The organism is Clostridium sp. TJA020 (assembly GCF_058310295.1).
Genome location: NZ_JBZEFC010000001.1, coordinates 487,887 through 511,110 on the forward strand (window position 1 = coordinate 487,887; position 23,224 = coordinate 511,110).

The window sequence follows — 23,224 nt, forward strand, 5'->3', positions numbered from 1 at the left end:
ATTTATTATAATCTAGTTTCCCATCTTCCGCAGAATACAGTATCATTATATTCTCCTTCAAATTCTTCTTCACCTTTTATTTTCTTTATAGTTTCTTTTAATACAGTTCTTGTTGAACCATATGCATTTATAAATGTTTTAATCATAGGTAAATCAAACAAATTAGTAGTTTGATTTAATGATACACATATTGTTGGAAGTTCCCTAACATACCAAGGTATTTCATTACCATGTCCTATTGACCACTGAACTCTAACAACATTTTCTTGACAATATCCTTTCATATTTACAAACATAATAACTGCATCATAATTACTTTTCATTTCTTTTACACTTTCGCTAAACATTGAATTCATTATATCTTTGATATTATGACCATTCTTAGCTGATAAATCATGATAAGATTCATGCATATCAACATTAAATCCAGCTTCTTCAAGTTCTTCTTTTATAGCTTCTTTTGTAGAATTATTTCCCATAATCATATCAAGTGGTTGAGGATTAGTTATATAATAAACTTTTAATCTTTTATGAGTTTCTGGTTTTAAAGGAAGATTATTCTCTGTATCTTTAACTAAAGTTACACTTCTTTTTGCTGCATCAACAGCTAAATTTTTATGTTCTTCACAACCTAATAAATTTAAATCTTCCTTAGGAGGCATCATTTCTTCTCTTTCTTTTTCTTTGTGTAATCCTATTGATGCTTTTAATCCTAAAATTCTCTTTAAAGCATTTTCAAGTCTTTCCTCTGTAATTATTCCTTCTTTATATCCATTCATCATATATTCAAAATCTTCTTCTGGATGATGGAAGAATAAAAACATATCACACCCTGCAGCAATAGCTCTTGGAACTTGCTCTTTTCTTGGCATAGCACTTGTTAAACCTAGCATATGAGATGCATCAGTTACTATTAACCCATTAAATCCCAATTGATCTCTTAATAAATTTTGTAATATTTCTGGTGATAGTGTTGCTGGTTTTATTTCAGCATCAGTAATTTCTGGAATAAACTTTCTTGAATATGAAGGTAAAGCTATATGTCCTATCATTATACTTTTAAGACCATCTTCTATTAATCCTTTATAAACCTTTCCAAAACTATTATCCCATTCCTCACAACTTTGATCATTTACTCCCATAAGTAAATGCTGATCTCTTTCTTCTACTCCATCTCCTGGAAAATGCTTAGTACAAGCTATCATTTTACTTTCTTCAAGTCCTTTTATATACGCTCTTGAATATTCTAATACCCTATCTGGATCATTTCCATAAGATCTAGTATTTATTATTGTATTTCTCCAATTTAAAAATATATCTGATACTGGCCCAAATGCCCAGTTACATCCTACTGCTGCAGATTCTCTACCTGAAACATATCCTACATTATAAGCTACTTGATTGTCTTTAACAGCTCCAGCGGCTGCTTGAGTTGCTATATAAGTCCCTCCTTGAGCTGCCCCATCTCCACCTGATTCGCAATTACAAGCTACTAATAAAGGTAATTTAGATGCTTCTTTATATTTCTTTATTTGCTCATATACATCAGAAGCTTTTCCACCCATATATCTTGCAGCACCAGGTTGATATTTCTTTATTGTTTCTACAGCTGATTTACCTCCATCTAGAGTTTTATCCATTATTACAAATAATTGACCTATTTTCTCTTCTATTGTCATATTACTTATAGTATCTTCTACCCACTTTATATCTTCATCTGATAAATAAAATGGTTTTCCTTTTAAATCTACTTCTCTCATATGTTATTCCCCTTCTTTAATTTATCTTTTTATATTACATAGCCCACTATCCATTAATGATTCTACTGTATACTCATCAACAAGATTTATATCGCCTAATATTGAATGTTTTAATGAACTAGAACATATTCCAAATTCAATAATTCTTTCCTCTTTCATCTCTTTTAAAATCCCATGTAAAACACCTGCTGTAAATGCATCACCTCCACCAACTCTATCTAAAATATCAAAGGTATATTCATTAGACTTAAAAAGCTTCTTTCCATTAAATAAATATCCTTTTAATGTATTATTATTTATTGAATTTACTTTTCTTCTAGTACATGCAGTATATTTTAAATTTGGATATTTTTTAAATAATTCTTTATAAAGCTCTTCTAAATTTTCTTCAAATTCTAAATTTTTATCTTCAAATTTTAATATATTAATCATATCTAGATGACCTAAAAAAGCAAAATCAATATATGGTAATATCTCTTTTAAAAATTTTCCCGCTTCTTCAATAGACCATAATTTATTTCTATAGTTAGAATCATAGGATACTAGTATACCCTTTTCCTTACAAGCTTTAATAAAATCAATTAAAAATTCATATAATTCATTACTTAAAGCTGGAGTTATACCAGATAAATGAACAATTCCTACATTTTCTAACATTTTATTTATATTAAACTCATCCTTAGAAGCCATAGATATTGCTGAATACTTTCTATCATATATAACTTCTGTACTCCTTAATCCATGTCCTATTTCTGAATAATATATACCTAATCTACCTTCACCTAAAATAATATCTTGAATGTCAACATTATATCCTCTAAATTTATTTATAACCTTTTGTCCTAAATAATTATTAGGAAGCTTTGTTACAAACTTAGTATTGTGTCCAAACATAGCAAGACTAGCTATTACATTAGCTTCTCCTCCTGAATAAACTGCATCAAAAGAATTTGCTTGGATTATCTTTTGATTATTTGGAGGTGTAAGTCTTAGCATTATTTCACCAAAACCTAAAACTTTTTTATCCTTTAAAGATAACTTCATCATATTTCCTCCCACCAAACTTTATTAAAGTTTTGTATTCCTTATTTCACAAAATATATTATCTCTTTAATTGTTTTAACAAAATTTTATATATTACTTTTTAACTTGCTATTTATAATTTTATAAATAATTGTCCAAATTTTTCTTTATAAAAGATACTTTAAATTATTCTTAAATACATTTAACATAAATATTTAAAAAATAATATTTTTTTATTTTGTCTATAATTTTTATTTATCCTTTGATAAATTTCTTTCAAATTCTAAAATAACAGTTTCTTCATATTTACCCTTATATGTATTTTTAATAAATTTATCTATTACTTCATCATGAAACCTTTTCCATGACTCTTTTTCTTTTTTAACTAATATTGGATAATATAATACTTCATTTAATTTAGCTGCATCATAATCACCTAATGCATCTCCAACCATTAGAATATTGTCTCTTCTATAGCCCTTTTCAATAAGCTTACTTATGCAATAAGATTTAGACCCAATATTTTGAGTTAACACTATATCAACATTTTCTAAAAGATTATGTTTTTTCCATTCATCTAACACAGCTTGTTCATTTGCAGAAGATACTATTGCTATATCAGCAAATTTTTTAGCTTCCTTGATTCCTTCAGCAACTCCTTTAAATGGAATTTTTTCATCATCACTTAATAAATTAATTGCTTCATTAACATTTTTAGACCAATCTAAAGCTTTCTTTAAACAAATATTATAATTTTCTCTTATTTCAGCTTCTAAAGCTTCATTAGAAAGCTCTTTTGTTTCATTAGTCCATTTTACAAAATCATCAATACCGTCTATATTTTTATATTTTTCATTAACTTCAGTAAGTGCTAAAGCCAAACCTTTAAATCTATTTATTCCTCTAGTTATTGTATAAAGATTAACCTCATTCCATCTATTTAATATTGGAATTTCCCACTCTTGAAGATTCCATTCTGTTATCATACATGGTCCAAAACATTTAATATGTTTAATATCCATTGTATCTATTGCACATCCATCAGAATCTATACAAATAAGAAAATCTTTATTTTTAACAAACCCTTCTAAAACATTTCCCACACCTTCACCTACTTTTATATTTTTTTAATAATTATGTCTTTTGAATTAAAATATATAACTAATATACTTGTATACTAGCATATTAATATAAACATTTCAACTATTTTTTGAATACCTTTTCAAAAAATATGTATTTTATTTATTAATTAATCTCCAATTTTAATCTTTTTATAAAAATATATAATTTAAAAGGCATAAGTTTTAAACTTATGCCTTTTAAATAATTACTTTATTTAACTATTTTATATACTTTAACCCTTATATTACTTAATATTAATAATTTATAATTTCTTTAACTTCTTCTTTCGTTAAACTTCTGTATTTACCATACCCTATTCCATCTATAGTTATATTCATTATTCTTATACGTTCTAATTTTAAAACTTTATATCCAAAAGCTAAACACATTCTTCTAATTTGTCTATTAAGACCTTGAGTTAATATAATATTAAAAGAATTACTATTTATTTTTTTAATTTTACAAGGTCTTGTTATAGTGTTTAATATCTCTACACCACTTTCCATTTTCATAATAAACTCATTATCTATCTCTTTATCTACAGTAACTATATATTCTTTTTCATGATTATTATCAGATTCTAAAATCTTATTTGAAAACTCTCCGTCATTAGTTAGTATTATTAACCCTTGAGATTCTTTATCTAATCTACCAACTGCAAATATATAATCTTCATAATTTACAAAATTTATTATATTATTTGAAACATCTGAAGAAGCTGTGCATGTTATTCCAACTGGCTTATTTAATGCTATATATATCTTTTCTTTTTTCTCGATTTTTTTACCATCTAAGCATATAAAATCAGTTTCTTCAACCCACTGACCCTTTTCAGCTAATTTGCCATTTACTAAAACTCTTTTTTCTTCAATCAGCTTATTAGTTTCTTTTCTTGAACATATACCATAGTTACTAAAAAGTTTATTTATTCTCATTTATTATATCCTTTCAATTTAACAATCTAGACCAGCTAAATACCCTGTTGAATATGCTATTTGTAAATTATAACCTCCAGTTTCAGCATCTATATCAATAACTTCTCCAGCAAAAAATAAATTTTTTATTATTTTTGATTCTAATGTAGATGAATTTATCTCCTTTACACTAACTCCTCCACTAGTTACCATAGCAGCTTTTATAGTTAATGTTTCTATTACCGTAAGATTCATTTCTTTTAAACTATTTATTAATTTATTTTCATCTTCTTTTTTAAGCTCTGAAGCTTTAATATCTGTTAAACTTAAATTTTCTAATATTTCTTTAATAAATTTTTGAGGTAATAAACCCTTTAAATTATTAAATATTGTTTTATTATTATTTTCTCTAATTATTTTAGATAATTCTTCTTTTGTTTTGCCCTTAAGAAAATCTAATGTTATTAAAACTTCTTCATTTTCTAATATTTTATTTATGTAAGATGATAACTTTAAAACACCAGGACCTGATATACCAAAATGAGTAAATATCATATCTCCTTCTATTTCTATTTTTTTCTTTTTTATCTTAGTTTTTAAAACTACATCTTTTAAAGAAATTCCTTGTAGATTTTTTATAAATCCCTCTTTTATTACCAATGGTATTAATGCCGGATAAAATGGTTTTATATCATGTCCATACTTCTTTAAAATATCAAACATACTTCCATCAGAACCCGTTACTGGATAACTTTTTCCACCTGTAGTAACTATAACTTTATCCCCATAAATCTTTCTATTGTCTTCAAGTATAACTCCTTTAACTTCACTATCTTCAATTATAAGATCTATAACCTTAGAATTATATATTAAATTAACACTATTCTTTTTCAAATCTTCTTTAAATATATTTATAACATCTTCTGCTTTATCATTTTTTGTATAAACTTTATTATCATTATCATATTCAATTTTATATTCTAAATTATGTTTTTTAAAATATTCTAAAATATCTAAATTAGAAAAAGTATAAAAAGCACTATATAAAAACTTTTTATTTGTAACAATTTTATCAAAAAATTCTTCTATATCTCTATTATTTGTTATATTGCATCTACCACCACCTGTAAGTTTTAACTTTTTACCTATTTCATTATTTCTTTCAAGTAAAGTTACTTTATTTCCTGACTTTGCTGAACTTAAAGCTGCCATTATACCCGATGGTCCAGCACCAACAACTATTACATTTTTCATAAAATTAATCTCCAATCTATAAATCAAATTCCATTTATTTTTAGTAAAATATATAATATTATACTATATAATTATTATCTAAATAAACAATAAAGAGTATTTTACTATGATATAAAATTTTAATATTTTAAATTATAATATTTTCAAAGTTTTTAATAATAAAAAAGATACAGTAAATTACTGTATCTTTTTTATTATTAGCATCTTATTACTTCAATCATATATCCATCTGGATCTTTTACAAAAAAATACTTAGGTGCTTCTCCTGGTAATCCCTTTAAATCTGTAACTTCATATCCTAATTTTATATGTTTGTCTCTCATACCTTCTAAATCTTTAGTACCAATTGCTATGTGACTAAATCCATTTCCAAGTTCATAAGGCTTTTCAGGATTATAATTGTAAGTTAACTCTATTTCATATCCATCTTTTTCATTTGATAAATATACTAAAGTAAACTTATGCTCCTTAAAATCTTTTCTTCTAGTTTCTATAAGCCCTAAAGCTTCCTTGTAAAACTTTAAAGACTTTTCTAAATCCATTATTCTTATACATGTGTGTAACATTTTAACTCCCATATTACTCTCCTCTTTTTTAAAATTATTTATACCAAAATTTATACAATACTATTATTACACATTACATTAAAATTTTAAATCCTATAATAATTAATATTATTCCGCCTAATAATTCAGCATATTTACTAAATATACCTCCAAGTTTTTTGCCAAGTATAACACCAAATAAGCATATTATAAATGTAACCAAAGCTATTATTGATATAGCAACTAATATATTAACTTTTAAAAACGCAAAACTAACTCCAACTGCTAATGCATCAATACTCGTAGCAATTGCAAGTAATATTATACTTTTAGTTGATAGCTCATCATTACTTACATTTTTTATTTGCTCTTTATAATTAGTATTTATTTCATAAGCTAATTCTTCTTCAACATTTTTTAATTCTCTATCTCTTAGGCCTTTTATAAACTCATAAATCATTTTTCCTCCTATAAATAATAGAAGTATAAAAGCTATAAGTGTACCAAATCTCCCCATATATTCAGTGAAATATCTTCCACCAATCCATCCTAAAAAGGGCATAATACCTTGAAAAATTCCAAAATATAATCCTATTTGTATAGCTTTTTTCTTTAAATTTTTCCTTATTGTCATTCCTTTTGCTAAAGATACAGCAAATGCATCCATAGCCAATCCTATACCTGTAAAAATAATAGAAAAAATACTCATTACAAAACTCTCCTCTTATATAAATTACAAAAAAATGAGACTTATGAACAGCAAAAGCTATACGCAAGTCTCGTTATTTAATATTAAGTAATAGAAAACCTATTTACCTAATAACTCATCCTAATTTGTTTAAATATTCTCTTAACACACAAATTAAACACTTAAATATGATATCAAATACACTTAATAAAATCAATATTTTTTATCTAGTATAAACTTTTCTATGACTTTTGAAACTCCGTTATTCTCATTTGTATCAGTTACATAATCTGCATATTTCTTCACGCTATCTTCCGCATTACCCATAACAACTGCAAATCCCGCCTCCTTAAGCATTGATAAATCATTTTCACTATCACCTATACACATAATCTCTTCTTTTTTTATATTAAGTCTTTTTGCAATAAGCTTTACAGCTTCACCTTTTGAAGTTCCCTTTGCCATTACTTCTATAGCTCCATTCCATGAATGTACAATATCAATATCTTCTTTTAAACTTTCCACATCCCCTTTAATTTCATCTATTTTACTACTATTCTTAGTCTCTATAATTATTGCTTTTAATATATCATTTTTATAAAGATTAAAAGCTTCTTTAAAATCAGAAAACTCATAAAACTTAATCTTGTCTTCATTCTTTACCAACTCATTCATAATTCTATGACTATCATTTTCTGGTATTTTAGTATCACTTATTATTCCATAAGGAGTGTCGAAATAAGCTAACAAATTATGTTTTTTTATTATATTATAAATACTATTTAAAACTTCTTCATTTAATACCGATTTAAATAATATTTCATCATTATCTTTTTCTCTAACATAAGCTCCATTAGAACATATAAGTGGAGCTTTAATTCCTGTTACATTTGCATATATTTTAGCTGATGCAAATATTCTACCTGTTGATATAGCAATATTTACTCCTAATTCAGTAGCCCTTTTTAAAGCTTTTTTATTTTCTTCACTAACAAAATGATTTTTATTTAATAATGTTCCATCCATATCTATACAAACTAATTTATACATTCTTAAAAATACTCCTTTTTAACTTAAATTATCTTCAAATTATATCACCTTTATAAAAATTAAAATAGAATTAATTTTTATTTTAAAATTTAATTTTACAAATTAAAAAGGCTTTTCCAATTAAGGAAAAGCCTTTTTTCTTAAAATCTTATACCATTAAAAAAATATCCCAAATTAATAATTAACATCTTTATTTTTAAATTTTATTATTCACATACCTTACCTGGATTTAAAATATTTTTAGGGTCAAAAGTTAATTTAATACCCTTCATAATGCCAACTAATTCATCACTTAATGATTCATTTAAATATTCTTTCTTAGCAAATCCGATTCCGTGTTCTCCAGATACTTGTCCTTTTAATTCTTTTGATTTATCATACATACATTGCATAACTTTTTGAAGTTTTTCACCCCAAGTATTTTCATTTAACTTATCTCTTAATATATAAATATGAAGGTTTCCATCACCAGCATGTCCAAAACTCTTAATTCTAATATCATATTCTTTTTCTAACTTATTAGTATACTTAACAAATTCAGCAACTTTATTTCTTGGTACAACTACATCAACTTCATCCATTTCAGTAGTTGAAGCTTTTATAGCTTCTAAGAAAGCTCCTCTTGCAGACCAAATTGATTCTTGTCTTTCTTCAGTATCTGATATAAATGCATCTATAGCACCTTCTTTAAGACATATATCCGCAACCTTTTCATAATCTTTTTCTATTTCTTCTCTTGAATTTCCATCAAAAGTTAAAAGTAAATATGCATCTGAAGTATGATCTGGGAATTTCTTTCCTAAATATTCTTCTGCTGCAACTATTGCTTCTTTTTGCATAAATTCTACAGCTGTTGGAATTGATTTTGATTTAATTATCTTAGGAACTGTTTCTATTGCAGTTTCTAAGTTTTCAAAAGGAACAAGTAAACTAATTGCCTTTTTAGGTAATGGTAATAATTTAAGTGTAGCTTTTGTAATTATTGCTAAAGTACCTTCAGCACCTACAATTAAATCTTTAATACTATATCCTGAACTATTTTTAACAACTTTACCACCTAAATTCATTACATGTCCATTAGGTAATACAACCTCTAAACCTCTTACGTAATCTCTAGTTACTCCATATTTAACAGCTCTCATACCACCTGCATTTGTACTAATATTTCCTCCGATAGTTGCTGTTTTTTCTCCTGGATCTGGTGGATAGAATAAATCATGTTCCTCTACAAACTTTGCAATTTCCATTAATAACACACCAGGCTCTACAGTTAATGTTAAATTTTCTTCATCAAGTTCTAATATTTTATTCATACCACTTAAATCTAAAACTATTCCTTTATGAATAGCAACTGCTGCTCCAACAAGTCCTGTTCCTGATCCTCTTGCAGTTACTGGAATGTTATGTTCATAAGCATATTTCATTATTTCTGATACTTCTTCTGTAGTTAAAGCTTTAACTACTATATCAGGAAATTCTTTTATAGAGCCTAATTCATCGTGACTATAATCTTCACTTATATTTTCCCCATAAAATACTCTATCACTGTCATTAATTATATTTTCAATATCTTTTATAGTATTTTCTGTAACTTTTCCGTAACTCATGATTATTCCCCCTTGCTTTCCTTTATTTCTTCTATTAATTTTGGAACTATTTCATATATATCTCCAACTATTCCATAGTGAGCTACTTTAAATATTGGTGCCTTTTCATCTTTGTTTATTGCAAATATATAATCTGAATTATTCATACCTGCTGTAAATTGTACAGCTCCAGATACACCACAAGTTATTATAAGCTTTGGTCTTACAGTTCTACCACTTAATCCAACTTGCTTTTTAGCATCTTCCCATCCAGCTTCTATTAATGGTCTTGTTACTGCAACTTCTCCACCTAATAAATCTGCAAGTTCTTGTATCATTTCCATATCCTTTTCTGATTTTACAGCTCTACCTGCAACTACTAATACATCAGCTTCTGATATACTATGTTCTTTTTCCTTTTCAACAACTTCTTTTACTTCTATATTTGAATTTAATTTTGAAGAATCTATATCACATATTGTTAATTTACCACTAACATTTTCACTTCTTTCAGGTGCTGACATTACTTTATATCTAACTGTTGCAAGTTGTGGTCTTGAATTTGGAGTTACTATTTGGGCCATTATATTACCACCAAATGCTGGTCTTATTTGAACTAAATCTGTATTTTCTTTTATATCTAATATTGTACAGTCTGCTGTTAACCCAGTTCTACATCTTGCAGCAACTCTTGGAGCTAATGATCTACCAACTGTTGTTGCACCAACAAGAAGCACAGCTGGTTTAACCTTCTTTATAAAGTCATCAACTACTGCTGCATATGGTTCTATTCTGAAGTTTTTAAGTTCTTTTTTATCATATACCATTACTTCATCTACACCATAGTGTAATAATTCTTCTGCTTTTTCTTTTATATTACTTCCTATAAATAAACAATAAACTTTTTGATTTACCTTATCTGCAAGTTCTTTTGCCTTACCAATTAATTCAAATGTAACTGGATGTATATCTCCATCTACATGGTCTACATATACAGCTACTCCATTCCATTTGCTTTTATCTATTTTAACTACTTCTTCCTCTACGTATTCTACTGCTCCTTTAGGACCTTTTCTTACACACATTTTACACATTTTACAATTTGCATTTATTTCAAGTTTTCCGTCCTTTTCTTCTAAAGCACCAAATGGACAAATTTTTATAATTTCTTCTATGTTGCCTACTTTATCTTGATTTATTACTAACTTTGCCATAATTTACTCCCCCTTAAATAAACTTTAATTCCTTTAATTTTTTAGTCATTTTTTCACTTATCTCATCTGAACTACCTGTCCACATTTCATGGTCATCATTTGATTCTGGTGGGAATATTCTTTCAACTTGAGTAGGAGATCCATTTAATCCATATTTTTTTTCATTTTTATCTTCAAAATCCTTTAAAGATATAACTCTTATTTCTCTATCCTTAGACTCTAAACTTCTTTTATATGAAGGTAATCTTGGTTCAAATATATCTTTTTCTACTGTTATAAGACATGGGTATTTAACATCTACAATTTCTATTGTATTTGGCATGTCCATTTCCACTGTTATAAAATCATCACTTACTTTTAATATTTTTCTTACATTTGCAACATGAGGAATTTGTAGATATTCTGCCATTTCAGGTCCAACCTGTGCTGTATCTCCATCAGTTGTTTGTTTACCACAAATTATCAAATCAAAATCTCCACATTGTCTTATTCCTTGTGATAGTGTATAAGATGTTGCAAGTACATCAGCTCCTGCAAATTTTCTATCTGAAACTAAAGTTCCTTCATCAGCTCCCATTGCAAAAGCTTCTTTTATTACTTCCATAGCTTGAGGTGGTCCCATGCTTATTACCTTTATAACTCCACCTTTTTCTTCTTTTATATTTAATGCAGTTTCTAAGGCATATAAATCATAAGGATTCATTTTTGTATCTATTCCATCCCTTTTTAATACTCCTGTTTTTTCATCAACTTCAACTTTTGATGTTCCTGGTACTTGTTTAATACAAACTATAGTATTCATAAATTTTCACACCTTTCTATTTTAAAGTAATATACAAGCTACTAATAACGTTTACAGTAATATCAGATTTTAAACAGCTCCTATATTACACTTTATACCTTCTTTTTCTACAATATTTTTTAGTTTTTCCATAGTTTCTTTATTAGGACTAACTATATTTTCTGACATTTTATAATCTATTCCTAAACATTCATATTTATTTACTCCTAATCTGTGATAAGGTAATATATGAATTTCAACTAAATTCTTTATAGATTTTGAAAACTTAGCTATTTCTCTAACACTTTCCTCATCACAATTAAAATTTGGAATTATAGGAACTCTTATTATTATATTTTTGCATAAATTATCTATTAACCTTATATTATTAAGTATTTTTTTATTACTTTGTCCAACAAATTTTATATGTTTTTCATCATTTATGCTTTTAATATCTATTAATGCTAAATCCACAAAAGGAAAAACTTCATTTATAGCAGATTCATCCGCATAAGCAGTTGTTTCTATTGCTGTATTTATTAAAGATTGCTTACAGCATTTAAGTAATTCTCTTGCAAATTTAGGTTGCATTAAAGGCTCACCTCCTGATAAGGTAATTCCACCTCCTGATCTCCTAAATTGTACAAAATCTTTTTTTACTATATCTAATACTTCTTTTATAGTTTTATATTCACCAACTTCTACTAAAGAATTAGAATAACATACATCTAAACATTCCTTACAGTTGATACATTTTTCTTTATTTATTATATAATTATTTTTAAAATCTATAGCATCATGCTCGCATGCATTTTCACAGTTATGGCAACCTATACAGTTTTTACTATTAAACATCAATTCTTCAAATTTATGTTGAGACTCTGGATTACTACACCATAAACATCTCAATGGACATCCTTTAAAGAAAACAATTGTTCTAAGTCCTGGTCCATCATTTACTGAAAATCTCTGTATATTAAATATTAAACCTTTTTCTTCATTGTTAAGTATATTGCTCATATTATTTACCCTTCTTAAGTAAATTTTTATATTTAATTTATAAAATTAATATTATAAAACTTATAATTCTAATTCTGTTCTTTTTATAATGTCATCTTGAACACCTTTATCTAAGCATATAAATTGAGCACTATATCCTGCAACTCTAACTATTAAGTCTCTATATTTTTCAGGATGCTTTTGTGCTTCAAGTAAAGTTTCTTTACTTATTATATTAAATTGCATATGCATTCCCTTTTTATCAAAATAGCTTCTAATTAAATTCATTAAATTTTTAAGACCATTATCACCTTCAAGTGTTGAAGGATTAAATTTTTGATTTAGTAATGTTCCACTTGGAGCACTAAAATGATCTAATTTTGCTACTGAATTTGCAGCCGCTGTTGGTCCATTCACATCAGTTCCTCTAGTTGGAGAAACTCCATCAGCAATTGGTTCTCCTGAATTTCTACCATCAGGTGTTGCACCAACTAATGAACCTAAATGTACATTGTTTGATACTGGATATAATCCTGGTAAAAATCTTCCACCACGTTGATTATAATGTTTAAGAACTTCTTCACAATATATAAGAGAACCTTCCCTTGTATATTCATCTACTTCGTCTATATCATTACCAAACTTAGGTGCTCTATTTAAAAGCATTTGTCTAATATTTTCATATTTCATTTTTTTCTCTTTATCTTCTAAATCTTTACCAAAATTACTATTAAGTGCTTCTTTTAATTCTTCTAAAGAAATTTTCTTTTCATCAAATACTAATTTTTTTATTGCCATAAATGAATTTCCGACATTAGCTACACCAACTCCTAAAGGACCTGAGAAGCGATAATGTCCTCCACCTTCTTGTATTGATTTTCCTAAAGAAATACAATCATCTAACATACATGATAAAAATGGAAGTGGAGCTCTTTCTCTATGTGCAATATCTACGCAGTTATCTGCTGCTACCATATGGTTAACAAAGAAATGTATTTGTTTTTTATATGCTTCAATTAAATCGTCAATACTTTCAAACTCAGCAAAACTTTTAGTAGTTGATCCAACTTTCTTTCCATTTTCAGTTCCATCATTAATTGCAATTTCTAATACTTTAGCTAAGTTAAAGAATGCTGCATCATACCATCCATCTGTTTTACCAGGTTTTTGTGGCTCAACACATCCAACTATTCCATAATCTCTTGCATCTTCTAAAGTTAATCCTTGATTTACAAGCATAGGAATTATTACTTCATCATTATAAAAAGCAGGTAATCCAGTTCCTAATCTAGCTACTTCGCATGCTCTTATTAAAAATTCATCAGGTGAATTATTCCAAACCCTAACTGATAAAGATGGCTGTGGTAATTTTAAACTTCCTGTTGCATCCATACACAAATAAGTTAAATCATTTGTTGCATCCTTTCCATCAGGAGTTTGTCCACCAACAATTAAATTTTGGAACATTGAATATCCACTAAAGGCTTTAGTTGTAGTTTCATCACGAACTTTTGTTAAGTCATTAAACTTAACCCATAAGCAATGAAGCACTTCTCTATCAAAATCTTTTAATTTTTCTGAATTTTCCAAATCTTTTTTGTAAAAAGGATACATATATTGGTCAAAACGTGCTGGAGAAATAGCATGGCCATTTGATTCTAAACTAATTATTAATTGAATGAACCAAAAAGATTGACAAGCTTCATAAAAAGTTTCAGCTGGATATTCAGGAACCTTATTACAAATTCTTGATATCTCTAATAATTCTTTTTTCCTTGTTTCATCTTTTTCTTTACTTGCTAATTCTTTTGCAAGATTTGAATATCTGTGTGCATAATCAATTGCTGAATTACAACAAATTAAAATAGCATCCCAAAACATTTTCTTATGAATATATTCTGGATCACTTTCTTTTGACTTCTTAATTTGTTCTTTTACCTCTTTAATTATTCCAGAAAATCCGTTTTTCAAAACTTTTTCATAATCAACTGATATATGACCAAGACCATTAAAATGATAATTTGCAACAGTAAATACATTAGCTTTCATTGCATTTTTTGTTGATTCTGGCATATAAGCTGTAGCGAGTTCACTAACAGTTTTACCATCCCAGTACTTAAATATTTCTTTCAATTCACTTTTAGTTTCTTCTGAAATTTTAAATGCATCTGATGTTCTTTTCTCTAATTTATCGAATTCATCTACAAGCCATTTGTTTGAAAATTCTGGATAAACTTGAGCTGATCTTGGATTTTTAGTTAAACTTCCAACAATAAGTTCTCCATTTCTTATTGTTATAGGCATTTTTTCTAAAAGAGCTTTTAACGCTTTTGCTTTTCTTATTATTATAGGTTCATTTTCTGTTTTCTTGAAAGAATCAGTTAAAATTCTAGCTCTATCTACTTCAATTTCAGGAAAAGCAGATAAAATTTCTTCTTTTAAAATTTCCACTCTCTTTGTAGGTTTTTCAAATCCTCTTTGTAAAGTTTCCACTTAAATCTCCCCTATCTTTTAAAATAATTAATTTTAATTATTTTTACTTTTTTAAATTAAAACCCAAATACGGGACCTAATAAATAAGTTAAAAGTCCAAACAATATTACAAATACCAAGCAAAACTTAAGTGTTGAATTTAATATTTTTCCTTCTTCTCCAACAAGACCTGTTGCAGCAGTAGCAACTGCTATACTTTGAGGAGATATCATTTTACCAGCAGTTGCTCCGCAAGTATTTGCTGCAGCAAGCCAATATGAATTCAAGTGTAAAGTTTTTGCAACTTCAACTTGAAGTTCCCCAAATAAAACGTTTGCAGAAGTATCGCTACCTGTTACAAAGGTTCCAAGTGCCCCTATTAATGGTGCAATTATTGGATAAAATCCTCCTGTTATTGCTACTAATACTATTGACATTGATTTAATCATTCCACTATAGCCCATAACTTTAGCTAGAGCTACTATAGACATTATTGTTATGGCCGTTTTACCCATTTGTTTACATGTTTTGAGAAGAACTAATGATATCTCTTTAAATTTTGCACCTTGAATTATTCCTCCTATGTATGTTGCTATTATTATTAGTGTTCCTGGAGTTGCAAGCCATAAAAATGTATAAGGCTTTGCACCAGTTCCTCTGTAAATTTTTATTGATGTTTTCACTAAGGATAACTTTTCATTAATAAATGGGAAAAGTGATGAAGTGAAAAATATAAATAAAAATACTAATATAAATGGCGTCCAAGCCCAAATCTTCTTTTTTGTAGTTAAACTATTATTTTTACTTGCTGATTCTTTATAAAATAACTTAGCAACTAAAACCGTTAAAGCCATTGAAAGAATTGAGCCTAATATAGCTGGTAATTCAGCTCCAATATACTTAGCAATTAAAACTTGTGGTAATGCAAAGGATATTCCTGAAACTAATGAAATTCCTAAAACTCCTTTTATTGCCTTAACCGACTTTCCTGTTATCATAACTAATATAATTGGAACTACAATAATAAATAGAAATAATTGAATACTTACTGCATAGGATAATTCGTTTACATTTAAATTAGCTACTTGAGCAAGAGTTGTTACTGGAAGCCCTATAGCTCCAAATGCTGTAGGAGTTGTATTTGCTATTAAACAAATTATTGCCGCAAAAAGTGGATTAAATCCAAGCCCAGCCATTATACTAGCTGGTATAGCAACAGCAGTTCCAAACCCTGCAATAGCTTCTAAAAATCCTCCAAATCCCCATGCAAGAATTAATACCAGAATTCTTTTATCAGTAGTTATTTCCATCATCATTTTTTTAATGATTTCCATACTACCAGTATGCAACGACAAATTATAAGTAAATACCGCAGCTATAATTACTATCATTATAGGCCAAATAGCAAGTGCTATGCCTTCTAATGCTGCTGATATTGCAATATCAAACGGCATTTTCCAAATAGTAATCGAAAGTATTATAGTAACTATTAAAGTTATAGGACAAATTTTATATCCTGCAACTTTAAATACACCAAGTGCTACCATAAGCAGAATTATTGGTAATAATGCAATTATAAATTTTAAATAAATATTCATCATTTCCTCCTTCATTATATATACTAACTAGGTGGTATGACCAATTTTCAATTTTATTGTACTCCTTTATTCTAGGTATTTCCAGTATTGTTATTTTTTTAACACATATTTTTTGTAAACGTATTAACAAAAAATAAGGGAGTCATCAAATATGACTCCCTTTTAAGAACAAATTATTAACTTTTAATTTCCATTAGTTTCCTTATTACTTTGTTAATTATTTAACACTTTATATATTCTTTTATTAATTTAAAGTGTTCTTTAAGTGCTATATACGCTTTATAATCATCTTTTGCCTCAAGTGCAAGATAAATTCTTTCATGTAAGTCTAATAATTTCTCTTTATTTTCACTACTTTCTAATATATTTTTTCTTAAGTCAGTTATAAACTTGTCCATTAATTGTGATACTACATTTAAAAGATTTGTTATAAGTTCATTGTTAGCTGCTTTTACTATAGTATAGTGAAATTCTTTATCTATAATTACATTGTTCGATTCTATATCACTTTCCTTAAACATATTAATTAAATTCTTTAATTTTTCAAGTTCTTTTTCATTTATTCTTTTAGCTGATAACATTATAGTAGAAAGTTCTAAAACTTCTCTAAGTTCATATATATCCATTGATGATCCTTGTTTTAACATAAACATCATTGATAATGGCTCTAAAAGTATATCATTAAAATCTTTTTTTATATAATTTCCCGCACCTTGTTTGCTTTCTATTAAACCGATTACTTCAAGAGATCTTATAGCTTCTCTTATTGAAGCCCTACTTACACTCAGATCTTCTGCCATAGCTCTTTCTGTTGGTAACTTTTCTCCCATTTTAAGTTCACCATCTTCAACCATATTTTTTATATGTTCTACTACCTGCTCATAAACCTTTGTGCTTTTTGTTGAACTATTCATCCTTATTCATCTCCTTTATTATTTTTAACTTATTTTATATTCTATAAATATATTAATAGCATAAATGTATATATAATGTATATACATTTACCTTTTAATATAATATTTAATATATTATATACTTTGTTTACTAAATCATTTAAATGTATAAATATAATTAAAAATTACATAATAAAAAAAGCTTGCATAAAATGCAAGCTAAAATTTAGTTTCTTATAATTATATAGGATAGATATCCTACATATAAAAGAACTAAAAATGTTCCTTCTATCCTATTTAATTTTTTTATATTTTCTTTATTATTTATAAATATAATAGCCCCTATTATTAAAGTTGATATTATTAAAAATAATAAATCTATAGATAAATTTCCAGAAGCAACAATTGGGTTTATTGTAGAAGACAGTCCTAATATTAAAAGTATATTAAATATGTTAGATCCTAATACATTTCCAATTGCTATCTCTGTTTCTCCTTTAAGAGCTGCAACTATTGATGTTACAAGTTCTGGAAGTGATGTTCCTACCGCAACAATTGTAAGTCCAACTAATTTTTCACTCATTCCTATAGAGTAAGCTATTTGAGATGCTGAATCTACAACAAGCTTTCCGCCTAAAATAATAGCTAAAATTCCAACAATAACTTTTATAACATTAGGTAAAGTTTTAATATTGTTAAATTCTTTAATATCTTCAGAATTTGATCTTCCTTTTTTTGCACTGAATATTAAAAATATTGTATAAATAATTGCAAATATCAATAAAATTATACCATCTAATCTAGTTATAATTCCATCTTTTCTATCAATTGAAAATCCAAAGCAAACAAAATATAAAGCTAATATTACTAAAATATTTATAAAAAAATCTCTTCTAATTACATTTTTCTTTATTATTAAAGTTCTAGCAATAGCAGTTCCACCTAAAACTACTAAAGTATTAAATATATTAGAACCAAGTACATTACCAATTGCTATACCATTATTACCTTGAAATGCTGAAATTGAACTAACGGCAAGTTCAGGAGCACTTGTTCCAAGTGACACTATCGTAAGCCCTACTATAACAGAAGGTATTCCAGCTTTTTTTGCTATACTAGATGCTCCATCAACAAATATATCTGCTCCTTTTATTAAAAGGATAAACCCTACTATTAATAACACCACATATATAAAATTTGTCATATTAAAATTCCCTTTCTAATAAAACTTATTTAACAAAACTATTTATTTTTTTAACTAAAACTTTTACTTTTTTTTGCTCATCTTCATCATCTAATCCTAAGCAATTTATTGCATAATTTTCTATAATAAGTCCACCAACATTATTAATTGCAGATCTTATAGCTGCTATTTGAACAAGAACATCACCACAGCAAGCATTCTTTTCCATCATACCTTGTATCCCTTTAACTTGCCCTTCTATTCTTCTTAATCTGTTCATTATATCTTTTCTAAGCTTTTCATTATGCTCATCAAAAGTTAATATATCATTATCCATACGTTGTCCTCCTTATACCTCCCTACGGTATTTATTCTTATTATAATATAATACATTATTTTTCTATTTTTTGAAAGTCATTAATATTGTACACTTTTTCTTTACAAAATATTATACTACCATTAAACTTATTGTTAGCAATATATTTTTAGGAGGAAAAAATGAGTATAGTTATTGTTAAAAATATGAATCATGGCTTTGGAGATAGAGCTATATTTGAAGATGTTTCTTTTAGATTATTAAAAGGCGAACATGTTGGACTTATCGGAGCAAACGGAGAAGGTAAGTCTACTTTTATGAATATAATTACTGGTAAACTAATGCCAGATGAAGGTAAAGTTATATGGTCTAATAATGTTAGAGTTGGCTATATGGATCAACACGCAGTATTAACAAAAGGTACATCAATAAGAGATGCACTAAGAGATGCATTTAAATATTTATTTGATTTAGAAGCTGAAATGAATTCTTTATATGAAAAAATGGGTGAAGTTTCAGAAGATGAACTTAATAAAATGCTTGAAAGAACTGCAACAATTCAAGATATGCTTGATAATAATGGTTTTTATATGATAGATGCTAAAGTTGATGAGGTTGCTAAAGGTCTTGGTCTTTTAGATTTAGGTCTTGATAAAGATGTTGATGATTTATCAGGAGGACAAAGAACTAAAATTCTTTTAGGTAAATTACTTCTTCAAAATCCAGATATATTACTTTTAGATGAGCCTACTAACTACTTAGATGAAGAACATATATTATGGCTTAAAAGATATTTACAAAATTATGAAAATGCATTTATACTTATATCTCATGATATTCCATTCTTAAATGATGTTGTAAACTTAATATATCATGTTGAGGAAAGAAAACTTACAAGATATGTTGGGGATTACTATGAATTTAAGAGAATTTATGATGAAAATAAAAAGAGACTTGAAATAGCCTATGAAAAACAACAAAAAGAAATTGCAAGACTTGAAGATTTCGTTGCCAGAAATAAAGCTAATGTAGCAACAACTGGTATGGCCAAATCTAGACAAAAGAAACTAGATAAAATGGAAAGAATAGAACTTACTAAAGAAAAACCAAAACCTGAATTTAATTTTAAATATGGAAAAACTTCTGGAAAAGTTATATTTGAAACTGAAGATTTAGTTATAGGATATGATAAACCTCTTACAAAACCACTTAATCTATATATGGAAAGAGGTCAAAAAATAGCGTTAGTTGGAGCTAATGGTCTTGGTAAATCTACTCTTTTAAAAAGTTTACTTGGAAAAGTTAAGCCTTTAAGTGGTAAAGTCCATTTAGGTGATTATCAACAAATAGGATACTTTGAACAAGAAGATAGAGAAGATAACAATAATACTTGTATCGAAGAAGTTTGGGAAGAATTTCCAAGCAAAACTCAATATGAAATAAGATCAGCTCTTGCAAAATGTGGTCTTACAACAAAACAACTTGAATCTAAAATTAGAGTTTTATCTGGTGGTGAAGCTGCAAAAGTTAGACTTTGTAAAATATTAAATACAGAAACAAATATTTTAATATTTGACGAACCTACAAACCACTTAGATGTTGATGCAAAAGATGAACTTAAAAGAGCTTTAAAAGAATATAAAGGAACGATACTTTTAGTATCTCACGAACCTGAATTTTATAAAGATATAGTTACAGAAATTTGGAATTGTGAAGATTGGACTACTAAAATAATATAAAATTTCAAGAGTTAGCTAAAATTTAGCTAACTCTTTTTTATAAATTTAAATTATTAAACTTTTTTGATACAACTTTATATGAAATAATAGATAATACAATTAAAATTATTATTAAACATAAAGCAATAATATTTAAATTATTTACAATAAATAGCGTATTTACTTCTATATCACTTGATACAATATTCCCAATTAAAAATATAGATATTAAAACTGAAAATAACCTAATATAAAAATTTATATTACTATTTGGAAATAGTAAAGCTGAAAATAAATTAGTCAATGCAACTATATAAAATATTATAAATGAAAATATCATAATATACATGTTACTTAAAAAACTTATATTTAATATATTATTTACTATCACTTGGATTAACAAAACAGGTATATAGTATATAAAAAATATAGATATAGTTGTTTTAATTTTACCAAGTACAATTTCTTCCGCTTTTATTGGTAATGATTTTAAAAGCTTGTTTATATTATTCCCAGAAGTTTTCGCTATTATAAAACTTATACTTAATAAAGAAAAAGAAAAAGAAAAAACTATAGTCATAATAGCATGCAAATTAACATATAAATTATTTTCTCTATTTTTTATAATTAAAGCTATTAAAAATATTAAAAATAAAATATACACTATATATATTTTAGTCTGTATTTTTATATCTTTTAAAACTAAATTATTCATTATTAAACATCCCTTCTTTTAAAGATAAATATTGAAAGCATTAAAGATATTAAAAATACTATTATACTAAAAATTAAAAATTTAAAATTATTTATAAATAAGGTTGTTTTAATTTGCATTTCCATTAAGAATATTACTGTAATCACCGAAAATGCTACATTAAAAAATTTTATATATTTATAATTTATATTTATAAAAACTGGAAGTATAATTGAAGCATACAAAAATTGTATTGAAAGGGTTGTAATTATATTTGAAAAACATGTAGACATAGTTCTATTAAAAATAAAATTAAAAAACAATGATATTATAAGAAAAAGTATATTAGTTAATATAATATAAATAATAGAACTTAAATATTTTGATAAAACATATTTCTCTTTTTTAATTGGCAAGGAATTTAAATAAATATTGAATTTATTTCTTTTTTCTATTTGAATTGAAACTATTATGAAATAAAAAGTAAAAAATATAGACATAAACTGAATATTATTTATAGAATTACTTAAAGTAAAACTGCATAAAATTACAATAATGCTTATAACTAAGCTTTTTATATAGTTCTTTTGAATTAAAAATTCTATCCTTAATAATTCACTCATAAATTACACCTCTTTATGTTTAGAATAATAAACTATTATATCGTCTAAATTAGCCTTTTCTAAAATAACTTTATCCCCTAATTCTTTTACACATATCTTATTATCTGTTAAAGCTTCAAAATTATATTTATTTCTCTTAACCCCTATAAACTTACTTTCTATACTTTTATCTAATATATCTAAAGGCCCTTTAACTAAGAAATGATTATCCAAAAGAGTATCTTTTTCTATAGAAAATTGTAATTTTCCATCATTTATAAATGTTATATAATCAGCTAATTTTTCTAAATCATTAGTTATATGAGTAGAATATAATATTGAAATTTCTTCTTCTCCAATAAGATTAAATAAAATATCTAAAAGCTCACTTCTAAATACAGGATCAAGTCCTGATGTTGGTTCATCTAATATTAAAAGTTCTGCACTATGTGAAAGTGCAATAGCTAAAGAAAATCTCATCTTTTGTCCCTTTGATAATTCTTTCAGCTTCTTTTTACTATTTAAATTAAATATTTTTATATAATTTTTATATTTTTCCTCATTCCATTTTGAATAAAATGATGATATTATTTTTTTATTTTCTTCTAAAGAAAATTCTTCAAAAGCATAACAATCATCATAAACAAAACCTATCTTATCCTTTATAAAAATTTCATTATCTTTAATATTTTTATTAAATACTTTTATATCTCCAGAATTCACCTTTAAAAGTCCCATTATAGATTTAATTAATGTTGTTTTACCTGCTCCATTTGAACCATTGACGTATAGACAAGTTTGCTGAATAGCAA

21 protein-coding genes are annotated in these 23,224 nt (G+C 26.4%); 1 reads left to right on the forward strand and 20 read right to left on the reverse strand.

Annotation, left to right across the window (positions count from 1 at the left end; all coding sequences use genetic code 11):
• Positions 1-5: 5 nt before the first annotated feature.
• The 17 genes from AC4FQ1_RS02665 to AC4FQ1_RS02745 form a co-directional block, all read right to left on the reverse strand.
• The gene (locus AC4FQ1_RS02665) at positions 6-1,760 is read right to left on the reverse strand and encodes a glycoside hydrolase family 3 protein (protein WP_491168863.1); all 1,755 of its coding nucleotides are present in this window, start codon (positions 1,758-1,760) and stop codon (positions 6-8) included.
• 21 nt (positions 1,761-1,781) lie between these two features.
• Positions 1,782-2,807, reverse strand: a complete 1,026-nt coding sequence (locus tag AC4FQ1_RS02670; protein ID WP_491168864.1) for a PfkB family carbohydrate kinase — start codon at positions 2,805-2,807, stop codon at positions 1,782-1,784.
• A gap of 227 nt (positions 2,808-3,034) precedes the next feature.
• A complete protein-coding gene (locus AC4FQ1_RS02675) occupies positions 3,035-3,886 on the reverse strand; it encodes an HAD family hydrolase (protein ID WP_303127625.1) in 852 nt (283 codons plus the stop codon).
• A gap of 273 nt (positions 3,887-4,159) precedes the next feature.
• Positions 4,160-4,840, reverse strand: a complete 681-nt coding sequence (locus tag AC4FQ1_RS02680) for a pseudouridine synthase (RefSeq protein WP_491168865.1) — start codon at positions 4,838-4,840, stop codon at positions 4,160-4,162.
• Between the two features lie 18 nt (positions 4,841-4,858).
• The gene (locus AC4FQ1_RS02685) at positions 4,859-6,073 is read right to left on the reverse strand and encodes a BaiN/RdsA family NAD(P)/FAD-dependent oxidoreductase (RefSeq protein ID WP_491168866.1); all 1,215 of its coding nucleotides are present in this window, start codon (positions 6,071-6,073) and stop codon (positions 4,859-4,861) included.
• 197 nt (positions 6,074-6,270) lie between these two features.
• Complete coding sequence (gloA, locus tag AC4FQ1_RS02690; RefSeq protein WP_491168867.1) at positions 6,271-6,651, reverse strand: lactoylglutathione lyase; 381 nt, start codon at positions 6,649-6,651, stop codon at positions 6,271-6,273.
• 61 nt (positions 6,652-6,712) lie between these two features.
• A complete protein-coding gene (locus AC4FQ1_RS02695) occupies positions 6,713-7,327 on the reverse strand; it encodes a manganese efflux pump MntP (protein WP_303127635.1) in 615 nt (204 codons plus the stop codon).
• A 192-nt stretch (positions 7,328-7,519) separates the two neighbouring features.
• Positions 7,520-8,356, reverse strand: coding sequence for a Cof-type HAD-IIB family hydrolase (locus tag AC4FQ1_RS02700; protein WP_303127637.1), 837 nt, complete (start codon positions 8,354-8,356; stop codon positions 7,520-7,522).
• 206 nt (positions 8,357-8,562) lie between these two features.
• Positions 8,563-9,963, reverse strand: a complete 1,401-nt coding sequence (locus AC4FQ1_RS02705) for an FAD-binding oxidoreductase (protein WP_303127640.1) — start codon at positions 9,961-9,963, stop codon at positions 8,563-8,565.
• Positions 9,964-9,965: 2 nt separating this feature from the next.
• On the reverse strand, positions 9,966-11,156 hold the full coding sequence (locus AC4FQ1_RS02710) for an electron transfer flavoprotein subunit alpha/FixB family protein (RefSeq protein WP_303127643.1): 1,191 nt from the start codon (positions 11,154-11,156) through the stop codon (positions 9,966-9,968).
• 13 nt (positions 11,157-11,169) lie between these two features.
• A complete protein-coding gene (locus AC4FQ1_RS02715; RefSeq protein ID WP_303127646.1) occupies positions 11,170-11,958 on the reverse strand; it encodes an electron transfer flavoprotein subunit beta/FixA family protein in 789 nt (262 codons plus the stop codon).
• A gap of 69 nt (positions 11,959-12,027) precedes the next feature.
• Complete coding sequence (locus tag AC4FQ1_RS02720; protein WP_303127649.1) at positions 12,028-12,957, reverse strand: glycyl-radical enzyme activating protein; 930 nt, start codon at positions 12,955-12,957, stop codon at positions 12,028-12,030.
• Positions 12,958-13,017: 60 nt separating this feature from the next.
• On the reverse strand, positions 13,018-15,429 hold the full coding sequence (locus tag AC4FQ1_RS02725) for a glycyl radical protein (RefSeq protein WP_491168868.1): 2,412 nt from the start codon (positions 15,427-15,429) through the stop codon (positions 13,018-13,020).
• A 56-nt stretch (positions 15,430-15,485) separates the two neighbouring features.
• Complete coding sequence (locus tag AC4FQ1_RS02730) at positions 15,486-17,006, reverse strand: L-lactate permease (protein ID WP_491168869.1); 1,521 nt, start codon at positions 17,004-17,006, stop codon at positions 15,486-15,488.
• A gap of 221 nt (positions 17,007-17,227) precedes the next feature.
• Complete coding sequence (locus tag AC4FQ1_RS02735; protein ID WP_303127657.1) at positions 17,228-17,920, reverse strand: FadR/GntR family transcriptional regulator; 693 nt, start codon at positions 17,918-17,920, stop codon at positions 17,228-17,230.
• 205 nt (positions 17,921-18,125) lie between these two features.
• Positions 18,126-19,091: a calcium/sodium antiporter gene (locus AC4FQ1_RS02740; protein ID WP_491168970.1), complete on the reverse strand. Its 966-nt coding sequence runs from the start codon at positions 19,089-19,091 to the stop codon at positions 18,126-18,128.
• Between the two features lie 37 nt (positions 19,092-19,128).
• A complete protein-coding gene (locus tag AC4FQ1_RS02745; RefSeq protein ID WP_303127662.1) occupies positions 19,129-19,419 on the reverse strand; it encodes a metal-sensitive transcriptional regulator in 291 nt (96 codons plus the stop codon).
• Positions 19,420-19,580: 161 nt separating this feature from the next.
• Between AC4FQ1_RS02745 and AC4FQ1_RS02750 the strand changes: the two genes are divergently transcribed.
• Positions 19,581-21,137, forward strand: coding sequence for an ABC-F family ATP-binding cassette domain-containing protein (locus AC4FQ1_RS02750; protein ID WP_491168870.1), 1,557 nt, complete (start codon positions 19,581-19,583; stop codon positions 21,135-21,137).
• A 37-nt stretch (positions 21,138-21,174) separates the two neighbouring features.
• On the opposite strand, the gene AC4FQ1_RS02755 is transcribed toward AC4FQ1_RS02750, so the two are convergent.
• From AC4FQ1_RS02755 to AC4FQ1_RS02765, 3 genes are read right to left on the reverse strand one after another with little or no spacing between them, the layout of a single operon-like run.
• A complete protein-coding gene (locus tag AC4FQ1_RS02755) occupies positions 21,175-21,831 on the reverse strand; it encodes an ABC-2 transporter permease (RefSeq protein WP_491146818.1) in 657 nt (218 codons plus the stop codon).
• A gap of 2 nt (positions 21,832-21,833) precedes the next feature.
• Positions 21,834-22,433, reverse strand: coding sequence for an ABC-2 transporter permease (locus tag AC4FQ1_RS02760; RefSeq protein WP_491146817.1), 600 nt, complete (start codon positions 22,431-22,433; stop codon positions 21,834-21,836).
• Between the two features lie 3 nt (positions 22,434-22,436).
• Positions 22,437-23,219: an ATP-binding cassette domain-containing protein gene (locus AC4FQ1_RS02765; RefSeq protein ID WP_491168971.1), complete on the reverse strand. Its 783-nt coding sequence runs from the start codon at positions 23,217-23,219 to the stop codon at positions 22,437-22,439.
• Positions 23,220-23,224: the final 5 nt, after the last annotated feature.

What these genes read in the sequence shown, in the direction of transcription:
- AC4FQ1_RS02665 (WP_491168863.1), bottom strand. Translation starts at nt 1,760, where the DNA reads ATGAGAGAAGTAGATTTAAAAGGAAAACCATTTTATTTATCAGATGAA.
- AC4FQ1_RS02670 (WP_491168864.1), bottom strand. Translation starts at nt 2,807, where the DNA reads ATGATGAAGTTATCTTTAAAGGATAAAAAAGTTTTAGGTTTTGGTGAA.
- AC4FQ1_RS02680 (WP_491168865.1), bottom strand. Translation starts at nt 4,840, where the DNA reads ATGAGAATAAATAAACTTTTTAGTAACTATGGTATATGTTCAAGAAAA.
- AC4FQ1_RS02685 (WP_491168866.1), bottom strand. Translation starts at nt 6,073, where the DNA reads ATGAAAAATGTAATAGTTGTTGGTGCTGGACCATCGGGTATAATGGCA.
- gloA (WP_491168867.1), bottom strand. Translation starts at nt 6,651, where the DNA reads ATGGGAGTTAAAATGTTACACACATGTATAAGAATAATGGATTTAGAA.
- AC4FQ1_RS02695 (WP_303127635.1), bottom strand. Translation starts at nt 7,327, where the DNA reads ATGAGTATTTTTTCTATTATTTTTACAGGTATAGGATTGGCTATGGAT.
- AC4FQ1_RS02700 (WP_303127637.1), bottom strand. Translation starts at nt 8,356, where the DNA reads ATGTATAAATTAGTTTGTATAGATATGGATGGAACATTATTAAATAAA.
- AC4FQ1_RS02705 (WP_303127640.1), bottom strand. Translation starts at nt 9,963, where the DNA reads ATGAGTTACGGAAAAGTTACAGAAAATACTATAAAAGATATTGAAAAT.
- AC4FQ1_RS02710 (WP_303127643.1), bottom strand. Translation starts at nt 11,156, where the DNA reads ATGGCAAAGTTAGTAATAAATCAAGATAAAGTAGGCAACATAGAAGAA.
- AC4FQ1_RS02715 (WP_303127646.1), bottom strand. Translation starts at nt 11,958, where the DNA reads ATGAATACTATAGTTTGTATTAAACAAGTACCAGGAACATCAAAAGTT.
- AC4FQ1_RS02720 (WP_303127649.1), bottom strand. Translation starts at nt 12,957, where the DNA reads ATGAGCAATATACTTAACAATGAAGAAAAAGGTTTAATATTTAATATA.
- AC4FQ1_RS02730 (WP_491168869.1), bottom strand. Translation starts at nt 17,006, where the DNA reads ATGAATATTTATTTAAAATTTATAATTGCATTATTACCAATAATTCTG.
- AC4FQ1_RS02735 (WP_303127657.1), bottom strand. Translation starts at nt 17,920, where the DNA reads ATGAATAGTTCAACAAAAAGCACAAAGGTTTATGAGCAGGTAGTAGAA.
- AC4FQ1_RS02745 (WP_303127662.1), bottom strand. Translation starts at nt 19,419, where the DNA reads ATGGATAATGATATATTAACTTTTGATGAGCATAATGAAAAGCTTAGA.
- AC4FQ1_RS02750 (WP_491168870.1), top strand. Translation starts at nt 19,581, where the DNA reads ATGAGTATAGTTATTGTTAAAAATATGAATCATGGCTTTGGAGATAGA.
- AC4FQ1_RS02755 (WP_491146818.1), bottom strand. Translation starts at nt 21,831, where the DNA reads ATGAATAATTTAGTTTTAAAAGATATAAAAATACAGACTAAAATATAT.
- AC4FQ1_RS02760 (WP_491146817.1), bottom strand. Translation starts at nt 22,433, where the DNA reads ATGAGTGAATTATTAAGGATAGAATTTTTAATTCAAAAGAACTATATA.